Below are 23,742 nucleotides of genomic sequence, written 5' to 3'. Positions count from 1 at the left end.
CATTTTTTAATACCTTAAATTGAACTAAATAAACAGACTCCATGAAAAAAATAATCAACACCCAGAACGCACCAGCCCCCATAGGCCCATATAACCAAGCAGTGCTGGTCAAGGACACCTTGTATATATCCGGTCAAATTCCGATTGACCCGGCCACTGGCAAATTGGTGGAAGGCGATATTAGAAAAGAGACCAAGCGGAGCATGGAAAACCTTAAGGCTATCCTGGAAGAAGCGAACATGACCTTTGACCATGTGATAAAAACCACAATTTTCCTAAAGGATATGCACCAGTTTGGCGAAGTGAACGAAGTGTATGGCAGTTATTTTGACTCGGATACCGCCCCTGCCAGGGAAACGGTGGAAGTGGCCAATCTACCAAAATTTGTGAATGTTGAAATCTCTATGATTGCCGTCAAATAGTCTCCCGGTGAAATTCCACAAGGCCATCAATGGGTCGTTGTCTTATAACGCCTAAGATCAAATCGTTGCGTTCAAGGACAGTGGCTAGTTCGTCCCTTAAAAAATAGGCTATGCTGCCCACAAAACTGATGGGCACCTTGGTCGCCAGTTCAAACTGCATGATGTAGTTGTTCACAAATTGCTGCAATCCTTTCTCTATGACGCCCTTGCAATAGGGATGGCTCTTATTCTCTATGATAAAACGGGCAAAAGTGGCCAAATAGGTGTTCGGATTGGGCTGCTTGTATAGGTTTTCCTTGATCACGTCTGCATCGAGGTCATACTCCTTTGCGAATTTAATCCCAAGGTCTTGAGGCATTTTGTGGAAATAATAGTCCCTGAGCAGTTTCCTTCCAAAAAAATTGCCGCTACCGTCGTCCATCAATATATAGCCAAGAGAAGTTACTTTCTGGAAAAGCTGATGCCCGTCGTAGTAACTGCAGTTGGAGCCCGTGCCCAAAATGCACACAATTCCCTGATGCCCTATTTTGGTAGTGGCGTAGATTGCGGCGAAGGTATCTTCCCTAACCTCGGCTTTTGCCTTTGGAAAAAAATCCTTGAATATATCTTTCAGAAATCTTTTCATCCGGTCCGTACCACAGCCTGCACCATAAAAATATAAGTGACTAACGGCCTCGCGATTCTGGGACAGTTCAAAATTGTTGGCAAGTCGGTCTTCTATGACCTCCCTGGTCAATACCTCTGGGCTCAGCCCCAACGTTTGGGTTAGGAAAATCCTGTCACCATTGTTGTTCAAGGCTATCCAGTCGGACTTGGTGGCCCCGCTATCCACAATCAATATCATAGGTACGGTTTTTTTAAGGTTGGTATCCCGGAAGAGCCAAAGACCCTCCGGGATTGGTTCAAGATAATAAATTAAAGGCTTGCTGCGTACTCTGCCAAATCTACCAATTTATTGGAATAGCCCATTTCATTGTCATACCAAGAAACTACCTTGAAAAACTTGGAATTCAGTTCAATTCCTGCATCTGCATCGAATATGCTGGTTCGGGCATCGCCCACAAAATCTTGTGAGACCACAAGATCTTCCGTGTAACCCAAAATACCGGCCAATTCTCCCTCGGAGGCCTCCTTAAATGCCTTTTTTATCTCTTCATACGAAGTTTCCTTCTCCAATCGCACGGTCAAATCCACCACGGAAACATCCGCTGTAGGTACGCGAAAAGCCATTCCGGTGAGTTTGCCCTGCAATGAGGGTATTACCTTGGTCACTGCCTTTGCGGCCCCTGTTGCGGCCGGAATAATGTTCAACAAGGCACTCCTTCCTCCGCGATAATCTTTTCTTGAAGGACCATCAACCGTCAATTGGGTAGCCGTTGTGGCATGAACCGTGGTCATCAATCCTTCCTCAATGCCGAACTTATCGTTGAGCACTTTGGCCACTGGCGCCAAACAGTTAGTGGTACAAGAAGCGTTGGAAATAATGGTATCGGATGGCTTCACTTCCTTATGGTTAACCCCCATCACAAACATGGGCGCATCCTTGGATGGCGCGGAAATGACCACTTTCTTGGCCCCACCGTCAATATGGTATTGTGCTGTTTCCAAAGTGGTGAAGATACCGGTACATTCTGCCACGATATCGGCACCAACTTCATCCCACTTCAAATTTTTAGGGTCCCTTTCGGCCGTGATCCGGATGGTTTTGCCATTGACCACCAAGTTGCCGTTTTTTACTTCAACAGTGCCGTCAAATCTCCCATGTACGGAATCGTATTCAAGCAAATACGCAAGATGCTCCACATCTAGAAGGTCATTAATAGCGACCACATCCACATTATCCCTTTTCACGGTAGCCCTGAAGACCAGTCTTCCAATCCTACCAAATCCGTTAATTCCTATTTTCAATGTTGACATTTTAAAAAATATTTAAGTTGATTTATGTTGTCATTATGTCCGAAACCTTGATGAGTTCCTCATCAATTTCAGTATGCGCCTTAATGGCATCGTGTATCGGCGTCAGTATTAGCTTTGTGTCGCGAATACCTACCATATAATTACTTTTTCCCTCCAAAAGGCTCTCCACTGCCTTTACACCCATTCTACTGGCAAGGACCCGATCAAAACACGTTGGGTTTCCCCCGCGTTGCATGTGTCCCAATACGGAAACCCTTACGTCATAAATGGGCAAGTGCTGCTCCACATATTCCTTTAGCTCAAAAACATTCTTCCCTATCTTATCGCCTTCGGCAACAATCACAATACTGGATGATTTCCCAGATTTCTTGCTTCGTTTCAGGGAATCCAACAAGCGCTCAAGTCCCAAATTCTGTTCGGGAATCAAAATTTCCTCGGCACCCGCCCCTACTCCGGCATTCAGTGCTATATGGCCCACATCCCTGCCCATAACCTCCACAAAAAAGAGTCGGTTGTGCGAGCTTGCGGTATCCCTTATCTTATCGATGGCCTCCACTACGGTGTTAATGGCCGTATCGAACCCAATGGTGTACGAGGAACCCAAAATATCATTGTCTATGGTGCCAGGGATGCCAATGACCGGAAAATCAAATTCTTGGTTGAATTTTTCCGCTCCGGCAAAACTTCCATTGCCCCCAATAACCACAAAAGCATCGATGCCTTCCTTTCTTAATTGGTCGTAAGCCTTCTTACGTCCTTCCGGGGTACGGAATTCTTCGCATCGGGCCGATTTTAAAATGGTCCCCCCTTTATTGATGATATTATTGACACTACGGGCGTCCAATTGCTTGAAATCTCCTTCGATCATTCCCTGATACCCACGGTAGATGCCCACACATTGTATGTTAAGATAAGCACAGGTACGCACCACGGAACGAATCGCTGCATTCATTCCGGGCGAATCACCCCCGGAGGTGAACACGCCAATTTTCTTGATTTCTGAAGCCATTCAAAAATTTTAAGAGATCAAAACTAGGAAACTTTATCCAAAATTGGAATGCCTTATTAACTTATTTGTTTTCAGGGATTTTCGCAAACGTTTTCGTAGTTTTTTTGCTGTGGAATCGATAAAAATTCAATCTCATTTTTGAGATTTTCCGGTGATTTTAGGTTTGGAACGGAACCGGATCAAACTATCCTTCCCCATGATCTCAGTAGATGCTTTTTCAGGTGTCAGTGGACTTTGTTTTTCCTTTTTCTTGAAAATTTTCTGCATCAACTCCTTAAAACTGTTGAAATCCACTTGGTAGGAAAGCCCCAATCCCTGTGTATATCCCTGTCTTTCTGACAAAAATTGCTGTATCTGGTTTTCACGGTTGAATATTTTTGCGCTGAGGGTACCCTGCTCATTCAGCAGTACCTGTACTTCCACATCGCCCGCCACAACGGTCTCCGAGACACCCCCCACGGGCACCCCTACCCTGCCGTTGACCAAAATTCTGTCCGATATCTGGGTGGATACGGTAACCCCAATCCTATTTTCCGTGCGTATATCCGCATTGGGGTCCAATAGCCCTTGCTCGTAGGAAACCCCAAAATTGAATTTATCGTTGTTTCCAGACAATATCTGGTTCAGTAAACCCGAAGCAGTCTGTATAAGATTTCCCGTAACAGCTTGTTGGTTGATTCCAGTTTGTTCATTCACGAAAGTCCCCTGGGCCAAAAGAAAAAATGCGTTGCGCTCTTTTACGGTCGGGTCCTGTAAACGATATTGCAACTCGGATTGAACCACGGAATTGGTCCCGGGAAAGTCGATGTCAAAATTGATGTTAGGACTCTCAAGCTCCCCGTCCAGCCTCACCACGACTTCCGTAGGAATCCTTCCTGTAAATCCTGGGTTATCCAAAAGCGGCGCTGGATTTGCATTTAGGGAATACACGGCTTCCAGATTTAACTGGGCGGCGAGGGGGTCCCTTTCCCATAAAATGGTACCACCGGGCCTTACTTTAAAGGTTTTATCAATTACGCCGCCATATTTAAAGTTGTATTCCCCGGTCACAGCAACAAACTCACCGTACATGTTGAACTTTCCGTTGGTGTTGATCTCTATCAACAGGATCCCCTCCCCTGTTCCTTTTAAGGAACTGCCTGTGTTCTGGTCCACCACGATCTCCACTTCTGCATCGGGTGTCACGGCCAAATCAAAAGCCATCTCCAATCCTTGATAGTCTTTTAGGACGCGTTCCTGGCTGAAGGATTCCACACCGCTTTTTTCTATGAAATTAATGAAGGAATAATCCCCGACACTGGTCACATCGCTAAGGGGAATCTTCAATGAAGTGCCCCTTGCTGTGGCCGCATCCACGGTAATGTTCAGCGCATCCGTTGAGCCATATATGCTTCCGGTTCCATTGATGAACCCTTTTCCATAGTACAGTGCTTCTTCGTTATACTCCGTGTTCAATATCATAAAACGTCCGTTCTCTGTGTTGACATCCAAATCCAGTGACCAATCCCCAAAGGCAACGTGGTTGATAGTCCCATCCAGAGTGGCTTTTGTTCCTTCGGCCACGTCGGATAGTCCAACCTCTTCAAAGTAAAAAGTTTGGTCAAAAAGGCGAACCCTTGAATAGGGGGCAAAGTCATAATCAACATTTAGATAGGGAATGCCAATGCCCGCCTGGTTCAGGCTCAGGTTGCCATTGATGGAAGGATTGTTGGCCCTTCCCTCAATCTTCACACTGCCACTCAGGAGACCGCGAATATTGGATATCACATCCTCTCCCAGTGGACTGAAGGGTTCTAGGTTGAAATCGGTAAAATTGGCGGCCAAATCCAGTTCTTGTTGATTGTTTATGTTGGTCACCTTGCCGTTGATGCTCATTTTTTCCCTTCCATTATCGTTCAACCAGGTGCTTACTCCAAATTGGGTAAGGTCGTTGTTACCAAAAATGCCTACTTCCAAATCGCCCAACCGCATATTGTTGACAGTAAAGTCACTTACATTCAAGCTTGATGTGGGCAGATATTTTCCTTCTTTTTGCAAAATGTTCAAAAATCCATCCACGGAGCCATCCAATCTGAGACTATCAATGACCGGGGTGATTTTGTTGAGGGACACAATCTTGAACTGCAGGTCCAAATCCTTGTATGTGGAGTCGGCAAGCTCGCCCCTTAGCCTTATCTGCTCCCTATTTTCATTGTCCATTACCACATCTTCAATCTGGATACTGTCCAAAGTCCTGTTGATGATGACCTTGTTCCGATTGTTTCCATCCTTGTTCAATACCCAGGTATTTCCCTTGAAATTGATGTCGGATTTTTTCAACCCTATCACCGATTTGTTGTCCTTATTGAACGTGTGATAGAAGTTTAGGTTATAACTGTCATCAAACCCACTGCCCCCCTTAAATTCTGTTCTAAAAAATAGCGTGTCCTTCAGGGTGGTGTTGATCAAACTGAAGTCCTTTACGTTATAATAGACCGTTGACATATCCTGGACTGAAACGAAGGTGTTGAAAAGCGGGTTTTTGTTATCTATCTTCAGTTCCACATTATCAAACTCATTGCCAAAAGCACTTATGCTTGGTGATTTGAAGGTCAGTTTGAAATCCCCTTCGTCTGCGATAATGTTCCCCCGTATAAAGGTATTGGCGTCAAAAGTGACTTCTGGAAAGAAAACATCCACAATTTTATTGTAGATCCTAAAATTGAAATTCAAGCGCTGCCCACTGGATATTTCGTAGGGTTTGTAGTTGGTGTAAATACTTCCCACAGAGTTCTGGACCAATCTACCCAGTTCGGCCACCTTAAATCTTCCCTTGGCGTACCCTGTGATAATATCCGGGGAATTGATCTCCACTGTCCTCACTGAATCTGTTTCAAAAGAGGAGGTCACGGAGAAATCCTCAAAATAGTAGGTGTCATTTTTGTTTTGATAGGTGGTGTTGGAAAAACGGATCTGCCCAATAATGTCATCCAAGGTGTTTCCCTCAATATCCATGTTCAGGTCACCTTTAAAAATGGACACGCTGTCGTTGATGAAATTGAGCTTTTTTAGGTCGGCATAGGCCACGGAGGCAATAAAATTGAATGTGTTCTGGTCTTCCCCAAAATCGGCCAACCCTTTAAAGTCAAAATTGATGTTCTCATCGCTGCTCACCAAGGAACCGTCAAATAGCTGTTCCTTCAAAATACCAGATACCCTCAAATTGTTGTACTCATACCCATTGTATTCCAGCTTGTGCACCTCTCCAATGACCTCAGTGTTCAGGTTTTCGGAAATAAAGCCCTTGCCTTCCACATTTACATCCAGGGAAGTGAGCCCCAAATTTTTTGTGTCCGTAAAATTGCCCAAGTCAAAATCGACCAAGGATATAAAACCAATGTACGATGCATTATCTATGGACTGGATATTGGTCATTTGCAGGTCGGTGTAACTTTTTCCAATGGCCGTGTTCAGGTTTATCTGGACGTCCAAGGAGGTCTCGGTGACCTCGGCATCACCACGGATGGTAAACTGTCCCATTTTTTGGAATGATGATGGAATGTTTCTTCCCAGGATATTCGGCAGCAATGCCCGTAGCTGATAGTAGCTGGAAGTAAGGTTGTCAATATCGGCCCGCATAATGAAGGGAGCCTCGGCACTGAACATATTGTCGAACTCAAAATCGCCATAAATACCGGTGTTCTCGGTTTGGACTAGAAGGTCCTCTGTCACCAAGTTGTTGAGTACCCCACTGACCTTGCTGGAAAATGTCACTTTTATGTCCTTGCCAAACTCATTGTAAAAAGTGTTGATGTCGTTTAGGGCCACGATTGACTCTGTAAACTCTCCGTTAATTTGAACGCGGTCCGTGAACTCCGCAAAATCTTCCCGGTTATATGAGAATTGAAGGTCACCGTTGATCTGCGATTCCCTGGTATTGAGCTGTAGTGCATCAAATTGCATTTTCTCCTTGGTATAGGAAAAATTGGTGGAAAGTTTCTGTAACCGAACCCCACGGGCAGCGTCCAAGGAGAGATCTTCAATGGCAAGGCTCACATCTGGGCCCAGGATCTGAAAATCCTTGGCGAGCACCTCAAGATTTGAGAAGTTGAGCACTTCCGGCTTTTCAAGATTCTCATCTGTGAGCAAAAACCTTCCTTGGAACACCTGTATCCCATCGGCGGACAGGAAAAAAGGTGGTGTTCCTGGCTGGCGCGGCTGTCCATCATCAAGTTTGTCCACAAACACATCAAGATTGGTATCGCTTTCGCCCTTATAAGTCTTTAGATTGAAAAAGAGGCCCTCCATCTCCACATCGCCAAACTCCATTTTCCCATTGGCCATATTCTTCAAGTTCAAAACGGAGGTGTTCAACTTCCTGATGTAGACCAAAGTGTCGTTTTTGTAATCTTCAACATAGATGCCCCGAAGCCCTGCATTTAAATTGAAAAGGGAAAGGCTCACCCGGTCCAGGGAAATGTTGGTGCCAAACTCTTCGTTGATGCTATCCGTTGCATATTTAGCCAGTCGTGTCTGCACTATCGGCAATGACAGGATCAAAGAGCCCAATACCATGATCAACAAGATGACCATGATAGACCGAAACAGTATTTTACGCAGTTTTTTGATAGGGCTTTATGTTTTACCTTTGACCTCCAATTTTTATTCCAAAACCCGTGACAACCAAAAAAACTTATATTCTTGGTATTGAATCTTCCTGTGATGACACTTCCGCGGCCGTTTTGTGCAACAAAAAGGTCCTGAGCAACGTGGTGGCAACACAAGACATCCATAGGCAATATGGGGGCGTAGTTCCAGAGTTGGCCTCAAGGGCCCATCAACAAAACATAGTTCCCGTAGTACACCAGGCCTTGGCCAAGGCAAATATCGACAAAAAAGACCTATCGGCCATAGCTTTTACCAAGGGACCAGGCCTTATGGGTTCCCTGTTGGTCGGGACCTCGTTTGCCAAGTCCCTGGCACTGGGGTTGGATATACCCTTAATTGCGGTGAATCATATGGAAGCCCATATTTTGGCACACTTTATTGATGATGATGAACATTCCGGCGAGCCCAAATTTCCCTTTTTGGCCCTGACCATAAGTGGGGGGCACACCCAAATTGTATTGGTTAAGGATTATTTTGATATGGAAATCATGGGAGAGACCTTGGATGATGCGGTAGGTGAGGCTTTTGACAAAAGCGCAAAGCTTATGGGACTACCCTATCCCGGAGGGCCGCTTGTGGACAAACACGCCCAAAAGGGGAACCCAAAGGCCTTTGATTTTCCAAAACCCAAAGTGGATGGCCTCAATTTCAGCTTTAGCGGTCTTAAGACCGGCATTCTGTATTTCCTGCAAAGGGAGACCAAAAGAAACCCTGATTTCATTTCGGAGAACATCGATGATATCTGTGCCTCCGTACAAGAAACCATATTGGACATTTTAATGGAAAAGCTCCAGTTGGCGGCAGAACAAACCGGTATCAGTCAAATTGCCATTGGGGGTGGGGTTGCGGCCAATTCCGGAATCCGGGCACGCTTAAGAAATGCGGAAGCGGAATTGGGGTGGCAGACCTATATCCCAAAGTTTCAATATTGCACCGACAATGCCGCAATGATAGGAATCACCGGATATCTAAAGTATTTAAAAGGACACTTTTCCAACCAGCGCGTAGCGGCCAAGGCCCGTTTTGCCATTGGCAGTTGATCACGGTTTTCTTTACATATTTTTAGTACCTTACTTGTACAATAGAAAATTTATGCCCTTTAACGAAGAAACAACCAGACAAATTAGGGTTGCTGGCACTTTGTTTTCCGAAGAATTGTCGGAAAAGAAAATGTTCGGAGGAATTGCCTTCTTGTATAAAGGCAAGATGGCCATTGGAGTGGTGAAGGATGATCTTGTTGTCCGTGTCCTGAGCGCAAAAATGGATTCCGTCTTGAAAGAGGACCATGTAAGGCCAATGGATTTTACCGGGAAACCCATGAAAGAATTTATCTTTGTTTCTCCCGGTGGTTTTGGCACCGAAGAACAATTGTCCCGATGGATGGAATTGGGATTGGAACACGCCAAAAGCAAACTTTAGCCCATGCAATTATTCTATGATCCATCTTTGGACAACAGCTATAAGCAATTCCATTTTGGGCCAGAGGAAAGCAAACACATTGTGCGGGTGCTTCGGAAAAAGGAAAAGGATATTGTCCACATAACCAACGGTAAGGGATATCTTTTTAAAGCGGAAATCGTAGTGGCAGACCAACAGAAATGTAAGGCAGAAATTGTATCTTCCAAAAAATCTGTCCCAAAAAGATATAGCCTGCACCTAGCGGTGGCTCCAACCAAAATGAACGACCGATTTGAATGGTTCCTGGAAAAAGCCACTGAAATAGGAGTCGATGAGATCACCCCCGTACTTTGCGAGCATTCCGAACGCAAAACAGTAAAAAAGGAAAGAATGGACCGGGTGCTGCAATCCGCTATGAAACAATCCCTTCAAACCATTCTTCCCAAACTCAACCCTATGGTAACCCTTGAAGAGTTTGTCAATAAGGAGAATTCTGGGTTTAAGTTCATTGCCCATTGTGCTGATGGCGAAAAAATGGAATTGAGAAGAAGGGCTCCGGCGGACAAGGACATCACCATCCTGATAGGTCCGGAAGGTGATTTTTCCAAGTACGAAATAGATTTGGCACGTGAACGGGGCTACGTTCCCATTTCATTGGGTAAAAATCGGTTGCGCACAGAGACTGCTGCCGTGGTTGCCTGCACAACCATTGTCCTAATCAACAGCTAAGGGACGGATACCTTTGCTGCTCCCACAATTTCAAGGTTCTCGTGCTCCACAAGTATCATCAAGGTAATTTTATCCCGCTTGGCCATTTCAGGAATGGGAATGGAGGAAGTCCCTTCAGAAGCGAATAAGGGAACATAATCCTCGGCAACTACTATATGGGTGTTGCGCAGTTCTCGATTACGGTTTTCTCCGCGGGTGACCTGAGTGGTTTTTTCATCCAGTACCAGAACTGTTCGAAGCTGTTTTCCTGAAAATGGCCCGTTTATGGCATAATGGAAAGACACCTTTCCACCCTCAACATGAACCCGGGAAATCATCACACTGTTTTCAGAAGTCTTGAGCCGATGGTCTTCAATGCTCGAATAGAGTTTCACACGGTTAGATCCCACAAAATGTTCCCTTCCATTAACGACAAGCTCTGGAGTATAATTACCACTATAACCAAACTTTCTATTGTACTCACTTTGCTTTTTGGTATAGGCAGCCTTTGAAAAAGGGTCTCTCCAACCAATGTAGTTCCAATAATCCACGTGATAGGATAGTGCAAACACCTGCTCAGGATGTTCTTTACTCACTTTTTGTAAGAGTGCATCCGCAGGCGGGCAGCTGGAGCAACCTTGGGAGGTGAAAAGTTCTAGGACCACCACCGGTGGATAAGCCAATTCCTTATTTTCAACGAGTACTTCATTACTTTCACTTGTTATATGAATCTTGGCCATTACCATTACCGATAATCCAAAAAATACCAGTGAGAGAATTATGATTTTTTTAAACATGAATGCTGTATTTTTGGTTAAATGGTTATTCGTTGATTCATGAAACAACTTACCTGCATTCTGTTTTTTTTAACTTTTTTAACCTTTCATGGAACCCGAGGGCAGGAAATCGCGGTCCTAAAATATGGGGGTGGTGGTGATTGGTATTCCAACCCTACGGCCTTGCCCAACTTGATCCAATTTTGCAATGCGAACATCGGAACCCGAATAGAACCAAAACCTGAAACTGTTGAAGCCGGGAGCACTACCATTTTCAAATACCCATATATCCACATGACCGGCCATGGCAATGTCTTTTTTTCAGAGGAAGAGGCACAGAACCTACGGATCTACCTGCTTTCGGGTGGATTTATTCATATTGATGACAATTATGGTATGGAGCCTTATGTCAGAAAAGAACTGATAAAGGTTTTCCCCGATAGGGCATTGGAAGAACTGGGTGCGGACCATCCCATCTTCAGTCAAAAATATACCTTCCCCACAGGATTGCCCAAGATTCATGAACACGATGGCAAAAGACCTCAGGCGTTCGGTATCTTTGATGAAGGTAGACTATTGCTGCTCTTCACCTACGAAAGTGATCTGGGAGATGGTTGGGAGGACCCCACAGTACACAACGACCCCGAGGACATTAGGCTCAAAGCTTTGCAAATGGGCGCCAATATTTTAGAATACGCATTTAAAAACTGAATAATGAACTCAAGAATCATTGCTAATGGCATTCTTAGGGCCGTTGCCGTCATTTTGGGCGTGGCCTTGTTGGCTTACTTCCTTTATGCTGTGAGGTCCGTAGTGGCCTATTTGATCATCGCAGCCGTTATTGCCTTATTGGGAAGACCGATAGTCCTATTTCTTAGGAGAAAGCTGAAATTTCCAAATACCCTGGCTGTGGTTGCCACAATGATTTTTATGCTGGGCATATTCGTCGGTATTTTGGCCTTGTTTGTACCCTTGATTGCGGAGCAAAGCAAAAATCTATCCTTGTTGGACATCGAAAGTCTAAAGTCGGATATCAATACCCTTTATGTTGAAATTCTGGACTACTTCGGTGCCACTTCGGGCAATGTGACCGAGCTGCTAAAGGATTCCAAATTGGAAGAAAATATGCTCCAAGGATTGGACCTGGGATTCATTCCCAACTTCCTGAATTCGTTTGTCAATATGCTTAGCAATTTCAGCATAGGCTTTTTCTCTGTCCTTTTCATTTCCTTTTTCTTTTTAAAGGACAGCAATCTGTTCCAAAAAGGCATGCTGGTATTCATTCCAGATACTAGGGAAAGCGGAGTGGTAAAATCCATCGATAAGATAAATGGGCTCCTCTCCAGGTACTTTGCCGGGATCTTGTTGCAATTGTTCATCCTGTTTGTCATCTATACCATTGCGCTTTTGATTGTTGGTGTTGAAAATGCGATTGTCATCGCCTTCTTGTGTGCTTTGTTCAACATCATTCCCTATATAGGCCCGCTGATTGGTGGGGCAATTATGCTTACCCTTACCATGACCAGCTTTTTGGGTGCGGATTTCAGTGCCGTAATTTTACCCAAGGCCCTGTATGTTTTGATAGGTTTGGTTATAGGCCAGTTGATTGACAATTTCTTTTCACAACCCTTCATTTTTTCCACCAGCGTTAAATCGCATCCCCTTGAAATATTTTTGATCATCATCATAGCAGGTTTGCTTTTTGGTGTGGTGGGCATGGTGGTGGCCGTTCCCGGATATACCGCGATCAAGGTAGTTTTAAAGGAGTTTCTGGCGGAATATTCCATTGTAAAAAAATTGACTAAAAACTTATAGCATCAGTTTGAATAAATTGATATTAAATACTGGTGTTCAAGAATTTATAAAAAATTATAAGAATGCTGACATACTGTCAGTTTTATTAAAAAAGCCTTTTTTTGAAGGTGTTTCCCAAAAAGAATTGGTAGAGCAGCTGGAAGCCCGGGAGAAGTGCAGGGACAAGTTGCCCACGTGGTTCAAGACACCAGGTATTTATTATCCCAATAGGTTGAACATTGAACAGAGCAGTTCGGAAATCACGGCCCATTACAAGGCTGAACTCGTTGATGGAAAATCACTATTGGACCTCACCGGAGGTTTTGGTGTGGACTCCTTCTTCTTTTCAAAAAAATTGGGGCAGGTCACACATTGCGAAATAGATGCAAATCTCAGTGCGATTGCCGCACATAATTTCAATACGCTGGGAAGGCAAAATATAAGATGCGTTGCAGAAGATGGCATTGCATTTCTAAAGAAAAGCCAACTTTCTTTTGATTGGATCTATGTGGATCCATCTCGAAGAGATGACTCAAAGGCCAAAGTTTTTTTGCTTAAGGATTGTTTGCCCAACCTCCCTGAACAGCTTCCACTTATTTTTAAACATTCAAGAAACGTTTTGGTGAAGACCTCACCCCTCTTGGACATTAAACAGGGTTTGGAAGAGCTTCAATGTGTAAAAGAGATCCATTGTGTTGCCCTTAAGAACGAAGTGAAGGAACTGCTTTTCGTTTTGGAACAAAATTTTACCGGGGAAGTGGTCGTGAAAACGAACAACCTGAAATCTGGAAAGCTTGCGGAATTTGCTTTCAGTTGGCAGGAAGAAATGATGGTGGAATCAAATCTGGGAGCTCCCGAAAAGTATTTGTATGAGCCCAATGCAGCGATTATGAAATCAGGAGGCTTCAAAGTGGTGGGTGAAAAGTTCGGCCTGAAAAAACTCCATCCAAACTCGCATCTTTACACATCTTCAATGTTGATGGATTTTCCTGGAAGGATATTCAAGGTTTTAAAGGTTTTTCCATATTCCAAAAAGGATTTGAAGCTTTTTGAGAAATCGAAGGCCAACATTACCACAAGGAACTTTCCGATATCCGTGGCCGCAATCCGGAAAAAACATAAAATCAAGGATGGGGGTGATGCTTATCTGTTTTTCACCACGGACCTAAATGATGGTTTAACAGTTTTGGAATGCAAAAAGGTTTAGTCTGGACATTCCCATTTGAAGTTGGCCACCGGGTCGTTGGATGCCGCTGAAAGATTATAGTGCCACCATTCGGTCCTAATAGACCAGAATCCATGTGCCTCCATTGTTTCCTTCAAAAGCCTCCTGTTCTTCAAGACTTGCTCAGGCAACTCCAGGTTGTCATGGTAAGCCTTTTTACCAAAAAAATCAAAGTCCGTTCCCATGTCCAGTTCGTTTCCCTCCAAATCGACCAAAGTAATGTCCACCGCCCCACCTTTGTTGTGAATGGAGCCCTTTACAGGGCTGGCCACATACTGTGGATTTGGCACAATCTTCCACATCTTATATTGCACCGAATTGGGCCTGTAGCAATCAAAAAACTTGATCTTGACACCCTTTTGCATGAAATTGGCATTCGCCGCTATGAGTGCTTTGGCGGTTTTTACCCGGGTATAGCACTCAGCACAGTCATACACCTTAGCCTTTAGAAAATTGTTGTCGGTGGCATAGCGCATGTCGTAGGCAAAATCATAGCTAAAATCCGCCAATCGTACAAAAACAGTATCGGACAACCCTTCAAAACTTTTCAGTTCCTTCTTCTTATTCGCCACTTTTGGAGTATCAATTTCAACAATGGAGATGGATTGTTTTTCAGTCTGTTGGACTGGGCCTTCTTTCCCTCGGCATCCAAAGATGAAAAATACAATGCATAGGTGTAGTAGTTGTCTCATCGCCCTAATCCATCCGTTTTTGATTGGCCATCCATGTATAAAGTGAATCTGTGGTATAGGCTCGTTCCCAAGAGTTATGGCCAACATCCTTATAGCGGGTATAGCGCACATCATAACCCATTTTGCGAAGTTTCCGGACCATTTTATCCGATTCATCAACAGCAATTACCTCATCCTTGTCCCCATGAAAAATCCACATGGGCATATCTTTATCTATCCAATGGGCGTAGGGTAATGGAGCCATGCCACATACCACGGAGAGGGCCGCAAATTTGTTGGGATATTGTGTGGCCATTTCCCAGGCAGCGCTCCCCCCGCGACTGAGTCCGGAAAGATATATGCGCTTGCTATCCACACGGGTTGATGCTATCACAGAATCCAACAACTGTACAACAGCCTCGGTATTCCACCATTTTCTGGCGTGTGGATTTTGGGGCGCCAAAACCAGGAAGGGAAACTGTTTGCCCTCCACCAAAAGCTTGGGGGGTCCATTTTTTTTGATGTCCTCCAGATCACCACCAGACTCCCCTCCTCCATGCAAAAAAAGTAGCAGGCCAAATTCGGACTCTGGTTGGGCAGCATATTCCTTTGGAAAATACAAGTAGTACTTGAGGTTTTCATGCAATGTTGTTTGCATTTCGTCGCTTACCAGTTGGCTCTGCGCAGAACAGCACTGTAATAGGAACAGAGCTCCGAGGAGATAAATTCTAAGCAAGACTTGTGACCACTGCATGGCGCAAGTTACAAAAGAATGGGTCTTGATTCAATTGTATAGCCCCCAAATGGTTCCTAGTTCCAATGTTATAAAGAGAGCTTCACAACCATTATTTACCCAAATTTTTGGAATAAAAGCCCATCCAAAGACCACTTTCCTGCGCCTTTGATGAATAAGACAATCAGGATGGCTAGAACCAACAGGTGATACTCAAAACCTTCCCCAGTTTGCGGTTGCATGTACCAGTTCATGTAGAATCCCCATCTGAAATGGACCAGATAAACCGCTACTAGCATGACACCGCCCATTAAGATTGTCCAAATCCGAGTCAAAAATCCGAAAACCAACAAAATTGCCCCTGCGGATTCAATTAAGATTACCAAATAGGTGAGCAAAGCAGGTATTCCCCACCATTGTCCCCATGCCTCCACCGTCCATCTTGGGCCATGGCCGCCCCATATTCCAAAAAGCTTTTGGGCCCCATGGGCAAAAATGATCAGTCCAAGAACCACTCTCAAAATTAACGCGGTCACGTCATTGGCATTGGTTTTAAGCAATATTTTGAACATATCCTTAGGTTTTATTTGGCGTTTATTAACTCCAAAGTTTTCTCAAGTGCCCGGTCCCCGCTGGTCTCTAAATGGGGCTTTACGCCAATCCCCTCCCAATTTGTGCCTGTGATGGGGTTGATTGCCCTACCTACGGGGATTAGTGCCTGTATTTCTTCATTCACCCGCATGGGTTGGACTGGGTGCGCAGCACCTCCAGTGACCTCCCCTACCAAAATTCCCCGTTTGAGATGCTTTATGTCGTAAGCAAACTCTTCCCCGCAACTGAATGTGCTACTGCTGGTTAAAACGTAAACGGGAATGTCCGCCATTCGTTTACCCGGCACCTTATCCAAGGTATAAGTCTTTTCGTATTGATCCAGGGGACGAAAATAAAACGTATTCAGGTGTACCTTACGGTCTTCTGGATACAAATAGGTAATCAGGTAGTTCAACATTTCTGGATCTCCTCCCTTACAATTTCTTACATCAAAAATGATGGACTTGCAGTCCTGAAATCGTTCCATGGCAGCTGCCGCAGCTGCCGCCGCTTTAGGATTCATCCGGATTGGGTAAAAAAAAGATATTTCCAACAGTCCGATATCGCCCGGTAAAACTTCAACCTTACTCAATCCAAAATTATTCAAGCTATTAAAAAAGCTTGCCATGGGGTCCTCGTCTTGGTTTGATTTTTCACTTGGCTTTTTAATAATGAAATTGACATGTTTATCCCTTGTGACATGCAAAATGTCCTTTTTTAATTGGGCTGTAAGACTGTCCGTGGTTGCAAACCCGCTGTATAGTCCATTTTGATGCCTTTGTGAAAGATATTGCTCCACCTCCTTCCCTTTGTCCGGAAACACATAGTTTTCGACAAAAAGCGCGCTGGTTTTAGCTACCAAAGAATCTACGTAGGCCTTGGGAAGCATAGTGGATTGCCCATCCACATGTGGTGAATGGGCAACAATCACAATCAAACAAACAACCAATAGTTTTTTACTTTTTGCTTTCATTTTTATGTCGTCTTAAATTGATGATGGACTTTCCAAGGTTTTTTAAGGGAGGAATACAAACGATTGCTGCTCAGTTGATGGTTATCTGACAAGTTTGCAACTTGAAAATCCATGTTCTACTATCGCTCCAGATCAGTTGAAAACTTCCGTCCTCCCGGGCTGTAATTCCCAAATAGTGCCCTCCTCCAATAAATTTGTTGGCTACATCGGCATTTTGTTCGGTTCTGGGATTGGAACTCACCTCCGTGACACGGATTGGACGTTGAAAACTTTCACCTCCATCTTTGGAAATGGCAAAATAAACATCGTACGATTTCTGGTCCTCGGAATGCTGTCCATCAACCCAGGAAATACCCACTACGCCATTTTTGTTAACAGCCACACTCGGTACATTGGCCTTGCTGGGCAAATCATTTTTGAAAAGGTCCACCCTTTTTTCGTTGGTCCACGTTTTTCCTTTGTCCTTGGAAAAATTTAACCATACGCCCTGGGAGCTGGTTCCATCAGCTACGGCTCTTACAAAATATATTCTATCCTTGAATTTGGAGTTTGTCCAGGTGTCCGAAGCCATTCTGGCATATCCCCTGCCCAACTTTGGGTTTTCTGAAATGATATGTGTTTCCGACATTTGACCAGTTTCCGGATTATAAATGTTTACCCATATTTTTCCACTCCCATGCATGGTGGGGATTACCACTGAACCATCGGTAAGTATGGACGGTTCGCAGAAATTCAATCGTTTGCCCTTGCCATCGATGACAGCAACCTCTCTAAAAGCATCCCCTTTTTTTGATTCATACAAAACCACATCGGCACCCATATCCGCATTGAAACGTACTGTGGTCAAATAAAAGGAGTCATTCAAACCAACAAGTTTGGTTCCATCATGTCCATGTCCAAAACCGTTGAAAACCTGAATGGTGCCCGACCAACTTCCGCCAGCATCCTCCGACCTAAAAATCTGCAGTGGGAATTGATGTTTAAAACTCAGAGGTGTTCCCAGCCAACTCATGGCAGTGTTGCCGTTGGGCAATAGGGACACCCAGGGGTCGTAACCCCAATAATCATGTGCGGTCTCTTCCCATGTTTTGCCTCCATCATCACTAAAAAAACTTGAAAGTCTGCAGCTTTCGTATGGTCTTTGCGAATCAGTGACCACCATTGCGGCGGCCAAAAGTTGTTTGTTATTACCAGGGTTGGCGGCTATTGTCGGTTCCACAATGGGGAAACCGGTAAATTGTGATGGCACTGCAATGTTTTCACCGCACCTAACATCCTCGGAATCATCAACATTGGCAAATTCCGGGCTGTTCTGCGCCTTTCCCATACAACCAAGGCCCATCAAAACAATGGAAAAAATCTTGACCCTGTTGATTAAAAAATCCATAGTCTTTGGTTTTATTGAATGGAATAATTATCCAGTCTTTTTGCACTCAAGGAGACTTCATGAGCGCCTTCTTTTTCTACAAGTTCAAGGAACACTTCTCCTTTTCCCACCACTGGATGGGTGTAGGTTCCGCTCAATTCTTTTTCCCGTTTTGCGTTCAACTCAAAATTTGGCAGCTTTTGAAGTTCCTCGGCCATTAAATCCATGAATTTATCAATATCAGTGCCCTTCCAGAGGATATACCTGTATTCCCAGGCATTCATATTTCCTTCGGAGTGGTGGTATTTGGTTGCAAACTGTCTGACCAAGTTGCCTGTGGTAGCAATAAAATTATCCGCTAGCTGGGACCTTGCATAGTCGTTTTTTCGTTTCCAGGGATATTCCATTCGGTTGGCTATATCCTGGGCGATACCCACTCCATAGTATTTGGCCACAACTTCAAAGGACGCATCGATACCGGAGGACAAGCCCGAAGACGTCACTACATGCCCATTATTCGCATATTTCACATTGTCCAAAACCTTGGCTTTTGGAAACTGGGTTCGTAGATTTGGTATTAGGGATGCGAACGTAGTGGCTTCGTTATTGTCCAGAATACCGGCCAATCCCAAAAAAAAGGCTCCACTGCACACCGAGAACATGGTATCCGTTCGGGAATCCCGTTCTCTCAACCAATTTACGATATCCATATCCTGATTGCTTTCTGCGGGCCCTCCCCCTGGGACCATAATGACATCAACATCTGGAAGGGATTGAAAAGTATGGTCCGGAACAAGCTGCATGTGCATACCTATGCGCTTTGGTTCCCCATCCTTTGCTACGGTAACAACATTGAATCCCGCATGTTCGAACACGGACATTGGTCCGGTTACATCCATTATGTCTGCACCATTAAAAAGCACTATGGCCGCCGTTCTTCGTGGCGATGGAATGCGAGGCTTATCTTCCAAGCCCTTCAATTGTGTGTTGTAGGCCATATTGCAATCTGAACAAATACCAGGTGCATCGAAGTGATTTCCATCTTGGGGACATCCGCAAGGGGGACATATATATTGCACGGAATACTTTGGTGTCAAGTTTGCCAATGCGTCCTGCGCATTTGTAGAAAAGGAAAAAACGAGGGCAACCGCTAATAAAAAATAGTTTCTCATGGTTTTGCAGCTAGTTTCAAACGAACTTAGCTCCACAAACCCGGCACGAATTGTATAATTTAGACATTAACCAATCCTTAACAGCAATTGTTCAGGTCTTTGCCCCATCAATCTTGGATCAACAGCATGTCACTCCCCCTAAAACAGCCAATGAAAATATCGAGCTTGCCATCTCCGTTGAAGTCGGCAATCTCGGTATCAACTCCATCACCTTGCAATTCTCCAAAGGCGGATTTAGTAATGTCCTTAAAATGCCCCGAACCATCATTTTGGAAGAGTTTAGGCCCAAGATGGGTAAGCAGCACCAGATCCTGGTCCCCATCAGCATCCAAATCGGCAAATGTGCCATCAATTATGCTATATTCCTTGGTGAACCCAAGGCGTTTTTCCGTTTCATCAACAAATTTCTTCCCGAAACCCTGATTCACCAACAAGCGCTGTATGGGTTCCACCTGCTGAAACATATAAACGTTGGCAAAATAGAGGTCATAATCGCCATCACCGTCAATATCGGCAAAAGTGGCCTCACGAGTTTCCTCTCCCAGAACATCATCATCAAAGAAAATTGGGGTCGCATGAGAGAATTTTCCCATGCCATCGTTCAATAAAAATCTATTGGCCTTTTCATTGGCTACGATGATATCCAAGTCGCCATCCATATCAAAATCAACGGCTTGCAGATCTTGGGTAATGTCTTCCACAAGAGGTAATCTTTCAGAAGTTATGTCCATAAATTTTCCGTTGTCATTTTTGAGATAATTGTTTTGGCCATTGTTACCAACAATCAGGTCAATCCACCCATCCTTATCAAAATCTCCTGCCAAAACCCCATTGGAAACCCCTTGAACTGGAAATTCAGATGTCCTATCCTCAAAATGTCCATTACCCTTGTTCAAGTAGAATTCGTTTACCTTGTCATCTTCGGTAACGAACACCAAATCCAGATCCCCATCATTGTCAAAATCCTCCAGGGCAATATCCTCGGTATCGTGATAGGGATAGTAGGGGTAAGGTTTTGTCGACGCCAATGCCTGTATGTCGGGCAGTCTGAAGCTTTCATCCGAGAACTTTCCATTTCCGTCGTTTATTAGAATGATGTTCTTGACGAACTCAACCGCCACAATCAGGTCCAGGTCACCGTCACCATCAATATCGCCCACCTTGGCATCCATGGAGTTTCTTTGGGATTTTGAAACTTCCGGCAAATTTGCATCGGTCATATTGGAAAAAGATAGTTGCTGGGAGAATACTTGCGTCCCAAAAACAAGAAATATTCCCCAATACATCATATTTTTTATCATGCTCTTATGTTTTTTTGGCAGGTGCATCCTACTGAAGATTCAACGTTTTACTCTTCCCATGTTCCCAGGTTTGCCGCTCTGATCCCATTTTTTATCTCCGCAATCCTTTCTGAACCCAATACGTTGCCTTCCCGTATTACCATGTCAATTTTTCGGGTATTGTCCATTTGTTCCAGGGGATTCCCGTTCAACAAAACCAAATCTGCAATTTTTCCCTCGGAGACTGAACCGTAGTCGTTCTGGATCTTAAAAAATATGGCAGGATTCAAAGTAGCCGTTTTTAAGGCTTCCGAAGGGGTAAGCCCGGCTTGCACAAGAGCCTCCAGTTCATTGTGCACCCCAACCCCTGGATGGCAAAGGGGATTTGCGCCCACATCGGTGCCGGCCAATAGCAACACTCCCTTTTTGTTCATTTCACGGACCATTTCCTGATAAAGCCCATACAGCCGCTGTTTCGTTTTTATATAGTCTTCATTGTCCCTATTCTGAAGGTGGTCGTTATGTTCGGGTGTCCAATAGGCTCTTAAATAGGGTGGCAATAGCTCGGTATGCCCCAAGTCTTTTTCCCATTCTTGTTCATACCATGCATTTTTTTGCCACATGCTCAAGGTTGGGCAGTGCCAGATTCCATGCTTCTTGAATGTGGTATAAAGCGAATCTGCCTTGATTCTGTCAAAGGTATTGAGCCTAAAATCATTCATTTTGTTGGAGCGGTCGATACGGTTTTCCATTTTTCCTAAGGCATTCATGAATTCCTCATTGGGTTCAGCAGCACATTCCTTAAGAATTTCCAATAGGTGTTCCTGACTTTTCATACCCGTGGCCGCCGCTTCGGATGGGGGAACGGTAAAGGGCACGTGTCCCACAAATGGAAAATCAATCTCATTTGCATACTTGCTGAGTTCCAAGTAGGTTTCCCTGGGAAGCAGGGAATACACCTTTAAAAAATCCACACCTGCATTGATCAGGGAATCAACCACATTTTTGACCTGTTCGGGACCTTCAATACCAACCGAACCATCCCACATGGGATTGGGACCATCCAACAATGGCCCTCCGGCAAAAATTTTTGGGGCGAACAACTCACCACTGGCATAGTTTTCCCTCCAACGCTTCACAAGATCGATGTCTCCACCCATATCCCTGATCCCTGTTACCCCATTGATCACAAAGAGGGGAAGTAGCCGGTCCTTTTCCTCAGTTTTGGGGTCCATGCGCCATACTTCCGGGTCATCCGGGTGCGCGTGCATATCCCAAAGGCCTGGTATCATGTATTTCCCTGCCCCATTTATTTGATTTGGGGCTGTGTACCTTGCCTTTTTAGAAGGCCGGATGCTTTTGATGCGTTCCCCGCTTATCAAGACATCCTGTTCGGGAATAATTTTACCACTTTCAACATCGACAATGTTGACATTTGTGATTAAAGTATCACCCACCAGTTGCTCATTTTCTTGGCAACCACATAACAACATTGCAACTAGGAAATAATCAAAAAATCTGACTTTCATGTTTTTAACTTGAATGATCGGTTATCATGTACCATTCCCCATCAATTCGTTTCATGTTGACGGAAAACCAGCCTTTTGATTCATCTTCGCGGTCCGGAAATTTCAGGTTGAACCTCCCGGTCACAAAATAAAGTTCATCGCTCAGCTTTCGGGTATTTATATTGTCAAAGTACAATTTTCCCATTCGTTCTTTTGGGAAATACTTGCGATAATCGCCAATGATGTTGTCATAACCGTGGGTAATCCCCCCTCGGGATGCCGTTTGGATGGGTTCCGATGTGGCGTAGGCCCGCATATAGCATTCAATATCGGCCCGGTTCCAACATTCTTCTTGTTTCTTGAAATTATTTCTGATTTTGAAGTCGTCAATCCGGTCCAAATAGTGCTCCACAACTTGCTCCAAATCGAATAGAAATTGTTGTAGATAGGGATATGCCCCATCGTTGTTCACTTGAATGGCCATGGCATATTGGCGGTTTTTGGAATACTCTACGTGGGAAACATATCCCGGAAAAAAGCCGGAATGTCCATATCGGATATCCTCCATTTTGCTCCAGACAAAAGACCCCAACCCATAACCTTGATCAAAGGGCATTCCAGTGGCCATATTCACAGCCAAGGTAAGCGCTTCCTTCGTCTTCTTGTTTAAATAGTCGCTTTCGTGGATGAACTTTACCATTTTTGTGAGATCCGAGGGAGTGGTGGCAAAACCGCCACCTGTCCATTCAAAAGCGGGATGCACAAGCAGTTCTCCGTTGCTGTTCATTACCTTTCCGGGAAGCTGAAAGGGGTTTTGTGGCCCGATATGCCCCTGCACCAGACCATCTATCTTAAGATCGATGGAAGGAACAGTGTGCTCCAGGCCCAAGGGCTGTATAAACTCTGTATCAACCAAAGTATAGATATCCTTACCCGTTAACTGTTCAATGATCAGCCCGAGCAGGATATAGTTCGTATCCGAATAGGCCCACCCCTCCCCTACAGGGTGCACTGCGGGTTTATTGGCTATGGATTGTATGCATGTCTCTGGATCCCTTTTCTTGAGCGGGTCCTTCACAAATTCCTGTAAAAATTCAGGTTGAAACAAATGTCTGGGCAATCCCGATGTATGGTTCAAGAGGTTGATGATCTTGATTTCTGAGTGATTAGGAAAGGTCGTGAACCAATTCCTATCACCCAAAAACTTGGATATGCGATCTTCTTGATCCAGTTTTCCATCCTGCACCATCTTCAATGCCAAGGTGCTGAAGAAAATTTTTCCCACACTACCAGACAGCATTTTACTGTCTGCTTGCATTGATGGTCCCTGCTCCCTATCCTGTAGTCCGGCTGCCAAATTGATTTGATGGTCCTGGTCAAACAACAGGGAAAAAGTGATTCCAGGTAATCCATTGTCCAGTACGATGGAGTCCAGTTCTTTTTGAAGTTCAGATTCCAGTTCTTGGTACAAATCTTGTGCAACGGTTGTCTGAAATGACCATAATGCCAGGAGCATCCAAAAAAAAGTAATTATTCTTCTCTGTTTTTTCAT

Annotated in this window: 21 protein-coding genes; 7 read left to right on the top strand and 14 right to left on the bottom strand. The window is 44.4% G+C overall.

Annotated features, from left to right (window positions below):
* Positions 1-41: 41 nt before the first annotated feature.
* A complete protein-coding gene (locus K7G75_RS08930) occupies positions 42-422 on the top strand; it encodes a RidA family protein (protein WP_222983908.1) in 381 nt (126 codons plus the stop codon).
* On the opposite strand, the gene K7G75_RS08925 is transcribed toward K7G75_RS08930, so the two are convergent.
* The 4 genes from K7G75_RS08925 to K7G75_RS08910 all read right to left on the bottom strand — a co-directional run bounded on the left by K7G75_RS08925 (position 415) and on the right by K7G75_RS08910 (position 7,920).
* Positions 415-1,266, bottom strand: coding sequence for an N-acetylglucosamine kinase (locus K7G75_RS08925; RefSeq protein WP_222983907.1), 852 nt, complete (start codon positions 1,264-1,266; stop codon positions 415-417). The genes K7G75_RS08930 and K7G75_RS08925 overlap by 8 nt on opposite strands.
* 71 nt (positions 1,267-1,337) lie before the next feature.
* Positions 1,338-2,339, bottom strand: a complete 1,002-nt coding sequence (gap, locus tag K7G75_RS08920; RefSeq protein WP_222983906.1) for a type I glyceraldehyde-3-phosphate dehydrogenase — start codon at positions 2,337-2,339, stop codon at positions 1,338-1,340.
* Between the two features lie 22 nt (positions 2,340-2,361).
* The gene (gene pfkA, locus K7G75_RS08915; RefSeq protein ID WP_222983905.1) at positions 2,362-3,348 is read right to left on the bottom strand and encodes a 6-phosphofructokinase; all 987 of its coding nucleotides are present in this window, start codon (positions 3,346-3,348) and stop codon (positions 2,362-2,364) included.
* A gap of 132 nt (positions 3,349-3,480) precedes the next feature.
* Positions 3,481-7,920, bottom strand: a complete 4,440-nt coding sequence (locus K7G75_RS08910; protein ID WP_222983904.1) for a translocation/assembly module TamB domain-containing protein — start codon at positions 7,918-7,920, stop codon at positions 3,481-3,483.
* Positions 7,921-8,003: 83 nt separating this feature from the next.
* On the opposite strand from K7G75_RS08910, the gene tsaD reads away from it, so the two are divergent.
* The 3 genes from tsaD to K7G75_RS08895 are packed head-to-tail and all read left to right on the top strand — an operon-like array spanning position 8,004 to position 10,122.
* Positions 8,004-9,035, top strand: a complete 1,032-nt coding sequence (gene tsaD / locus K7G75_RS08905; protein ID WP_222983903.1) for a tRNA (adenosine(37)-N6)-threonylcarbamoyltransferase complex transferase subunit TsaD — start codon at positions 8,004-8,006, stop codon at positions 9,033-9,035.
* Between the two features lie 52 nt (positions 9,036-9,087).
* Complete coding sequence (locus K7G75_RS08900) at positions 9,088-9,414, top strand: TfoX/Sxy family protein (protein WP_222983902.1); 327 nt, start codon at positions 9,088-9,090, stop codon at positions 9,412-9,414.
* Positions 9,415-9,417: 3 nt separating this feature from the next.
* Positions 9,418-10,122, top strand: coding sequence for a 16S rRNA (uracil(1498)-N(3))-methyltransferase (locus tag K7G75_RS08895; protein ID WP_222983901.1), 705 nt, complete (start codon positions 9,418-9,420; stop codon positions 10,120-10,122).
* Here the strand turns inward: K7G75_RS08895 and K7G75_RS08890 are convergent.
* On the bottom strand, positions 10,119-10,898 hold the full coding sequence (locus K7G75_RS08890) for a DUF1223 domain-containing protein (protein WP_222983900.1): 780 nt from the start codon (positions 10,896-10,898) through the stop codon (positions 10,119-10,121). The genes K7G75_RS08895 and K7G75_RS08890 overlap by 4 nt on opposite strands.
* 39 nt (positions 10,899-10,937) lie before the next feature.
* Here K7G75_RS08890 and K7G75_RS08885 point away from each other — a divergent pair, with 39 nt between their 5' ends.
* The 3 genes from K7G75_RS08885 to K7G75_RS08875 all read left to right on the top strand — a co-directional run bounded on the left by K7G75_RS08885 (position 10,938) and on the right by K7G75_RS08875 (position 13,878).
* Positions 10,938-11,588, top strand: coding sequence for a DUF4159 domain-containing protein (locus K7G75_RS08885; protein WP_222983899.1), 651 nt, complete (start codon positions 10,938-10,940; stop codon positions 11,586-11,588).
* Between the two features lie 3 nt (positions 11,589-11,591).
* On the top strand, positions 11,592-12,692 hold the full coding sequence (locus K7G75_RS08880) for an AI-2E family transporter (protein ID WP_222983898.1): 1,101 nt from the start codon (positions 11,592-11,594) through the stop codon (positions 12,690-12,692).
* A 124-nt stretch (positions 12,693-12,816) separates the two neighbouring features.
* Complete coding sequence (locus tag K7G75_RS08875) at positions 12,817-13,878, top strand: THUMP-like domain-containing protein (RefSeq protein WP_313777825.1); 1,062 nt, start codon at positions 12,817-12,819, stop codon at positions 13,876-13,878.
* Here the strand turns inward: K7G75_RS08875 and K7G75_RS08870 are convergent.
* From K7G75_RS08870 to K7G75_RS08830, 9 genes are all read right to left on the bottom strand, one after another.
* Positions 13,875-14,588 carry a M15 family metallopeptidase gene (locus tag K7G75_RS08870; RefSeq protein ID WP_222983896.1) on the bottom strand — a complete coding sequence of 238 codons (714 nt, stop codon included), beginning with the start codon at positions 14,586-14,588 and terminating at the stop codon, positions 13,875-13,877. The genes K7G75_RS08875 and K7G75_RS08870 overlap by 4 nt on opposite strands.
* Positions 14,589-14,592: 4 nt before the next feature.
* Positions 14,593-15,225, bottom strand: coding sequence for a carboxylesterase family protein (locus tag K7G75_RS08865; RefSeq protein ID WP_262420303.1), 633 nt, complete (start codon positions 15,223-15,225; stop codon positions 14,593-14,595).
* Positions 15,226-15,416: 191 nt separating this feature from the next.
* Positions 15,417-15,872 (bottom strand): DoxX family protein, encoded by a 456-nt coding sequence (locus K7G75_RS08860; protein ID WP_222983894.1) that lies wholly within the window; start codon positions 15,870-15,872, stop codon positions 15,417-15,419.
* An 11-nt stretch (positions 15,873-15,883) separates the two neighbouring features.
* On the bottom strand, positions 15,884-16,864 hold the full coding sequence (locus tag K7G75_RS08855; protein ID WP_222983893.1) for a S41 family peptidase: 981 nt from the start codon (positions 16,862-16,864) through the stop codon (positions 15,884-15,886).
* 70 nt (positions 16,865-16,934) lie between these two features.
* Entirely contained in the window at positions 16,935-18,251 is a 1,317-nt protein-coding gene (locus tag K7G75_RS08850) for a sialidase family protein (protein ID WP_222983892.1), read from the bottom strand.
* Between the two features lie 11 nt (positions 18,252-18,262).
* Positions 18,263-19,402: a DJ-1/PfpI family protein gene (locus K7G75_RS08845; protein WP_222983891.1), complete on the bottom strand. Its 1,140-nt coding sequence runs from the start codon at positions 19,400-19,402 to the stop codon at positions 18,263-18,265.
* 107 nt (positions 19,403-19,509) lie between these two features.
* Entirely contained in the window at positions 19,510-20,703 is a 1,194-nt protein-coding gene (locus K7G75_RS08840; protein ID WP_222983890.1) for an FG-GAP repeat domain-containing protein, read from the bottom strand.
* Positions 20,704-20,750: 47 nt separating this feature from the next.
* Positions 20,751-22,211 carry an amidohydrolase family protein gene (locus K7G75_RS08835; protein ID WP_222983889.1) on the bottom strand — a complete coding sequence of 487 codons (1,461 nt, stop codon included), beginning with the start codon at positions 22,209-22,211 and terminating at the stop codon, positions 20,751-20,753.
* Between the two features lie 4 nt (positions 22,212-22,215).
* Positions 22,216-23,742 carry a serine hydrolase gene (locus tag K7G75_RS08830; protein ID WP_222983888.1) on the bottom strand — a complete coding sequence of 509 codons (1,527 nt, stop codon included), beginning with the start codon at positions 23,740-23,742 and terminating at the stop codon, positions 22,216-22,218.

It is taken from the genome of Flagellimonas meishanensis, from assembly GCF_019880545.1.
Classification (GTDB): Bacteria; Bacteroidota; Bacteroidia; order Flavobacteriales; family Flavobacteriaceae; genus Flagellimonas; species Flagellimonas meishanensis.
The sequence above is the reverse complement of the archived record's forward strand: the minus strand, read 5'-3'. Positions and strand labels throughout refer to the sequence as shown.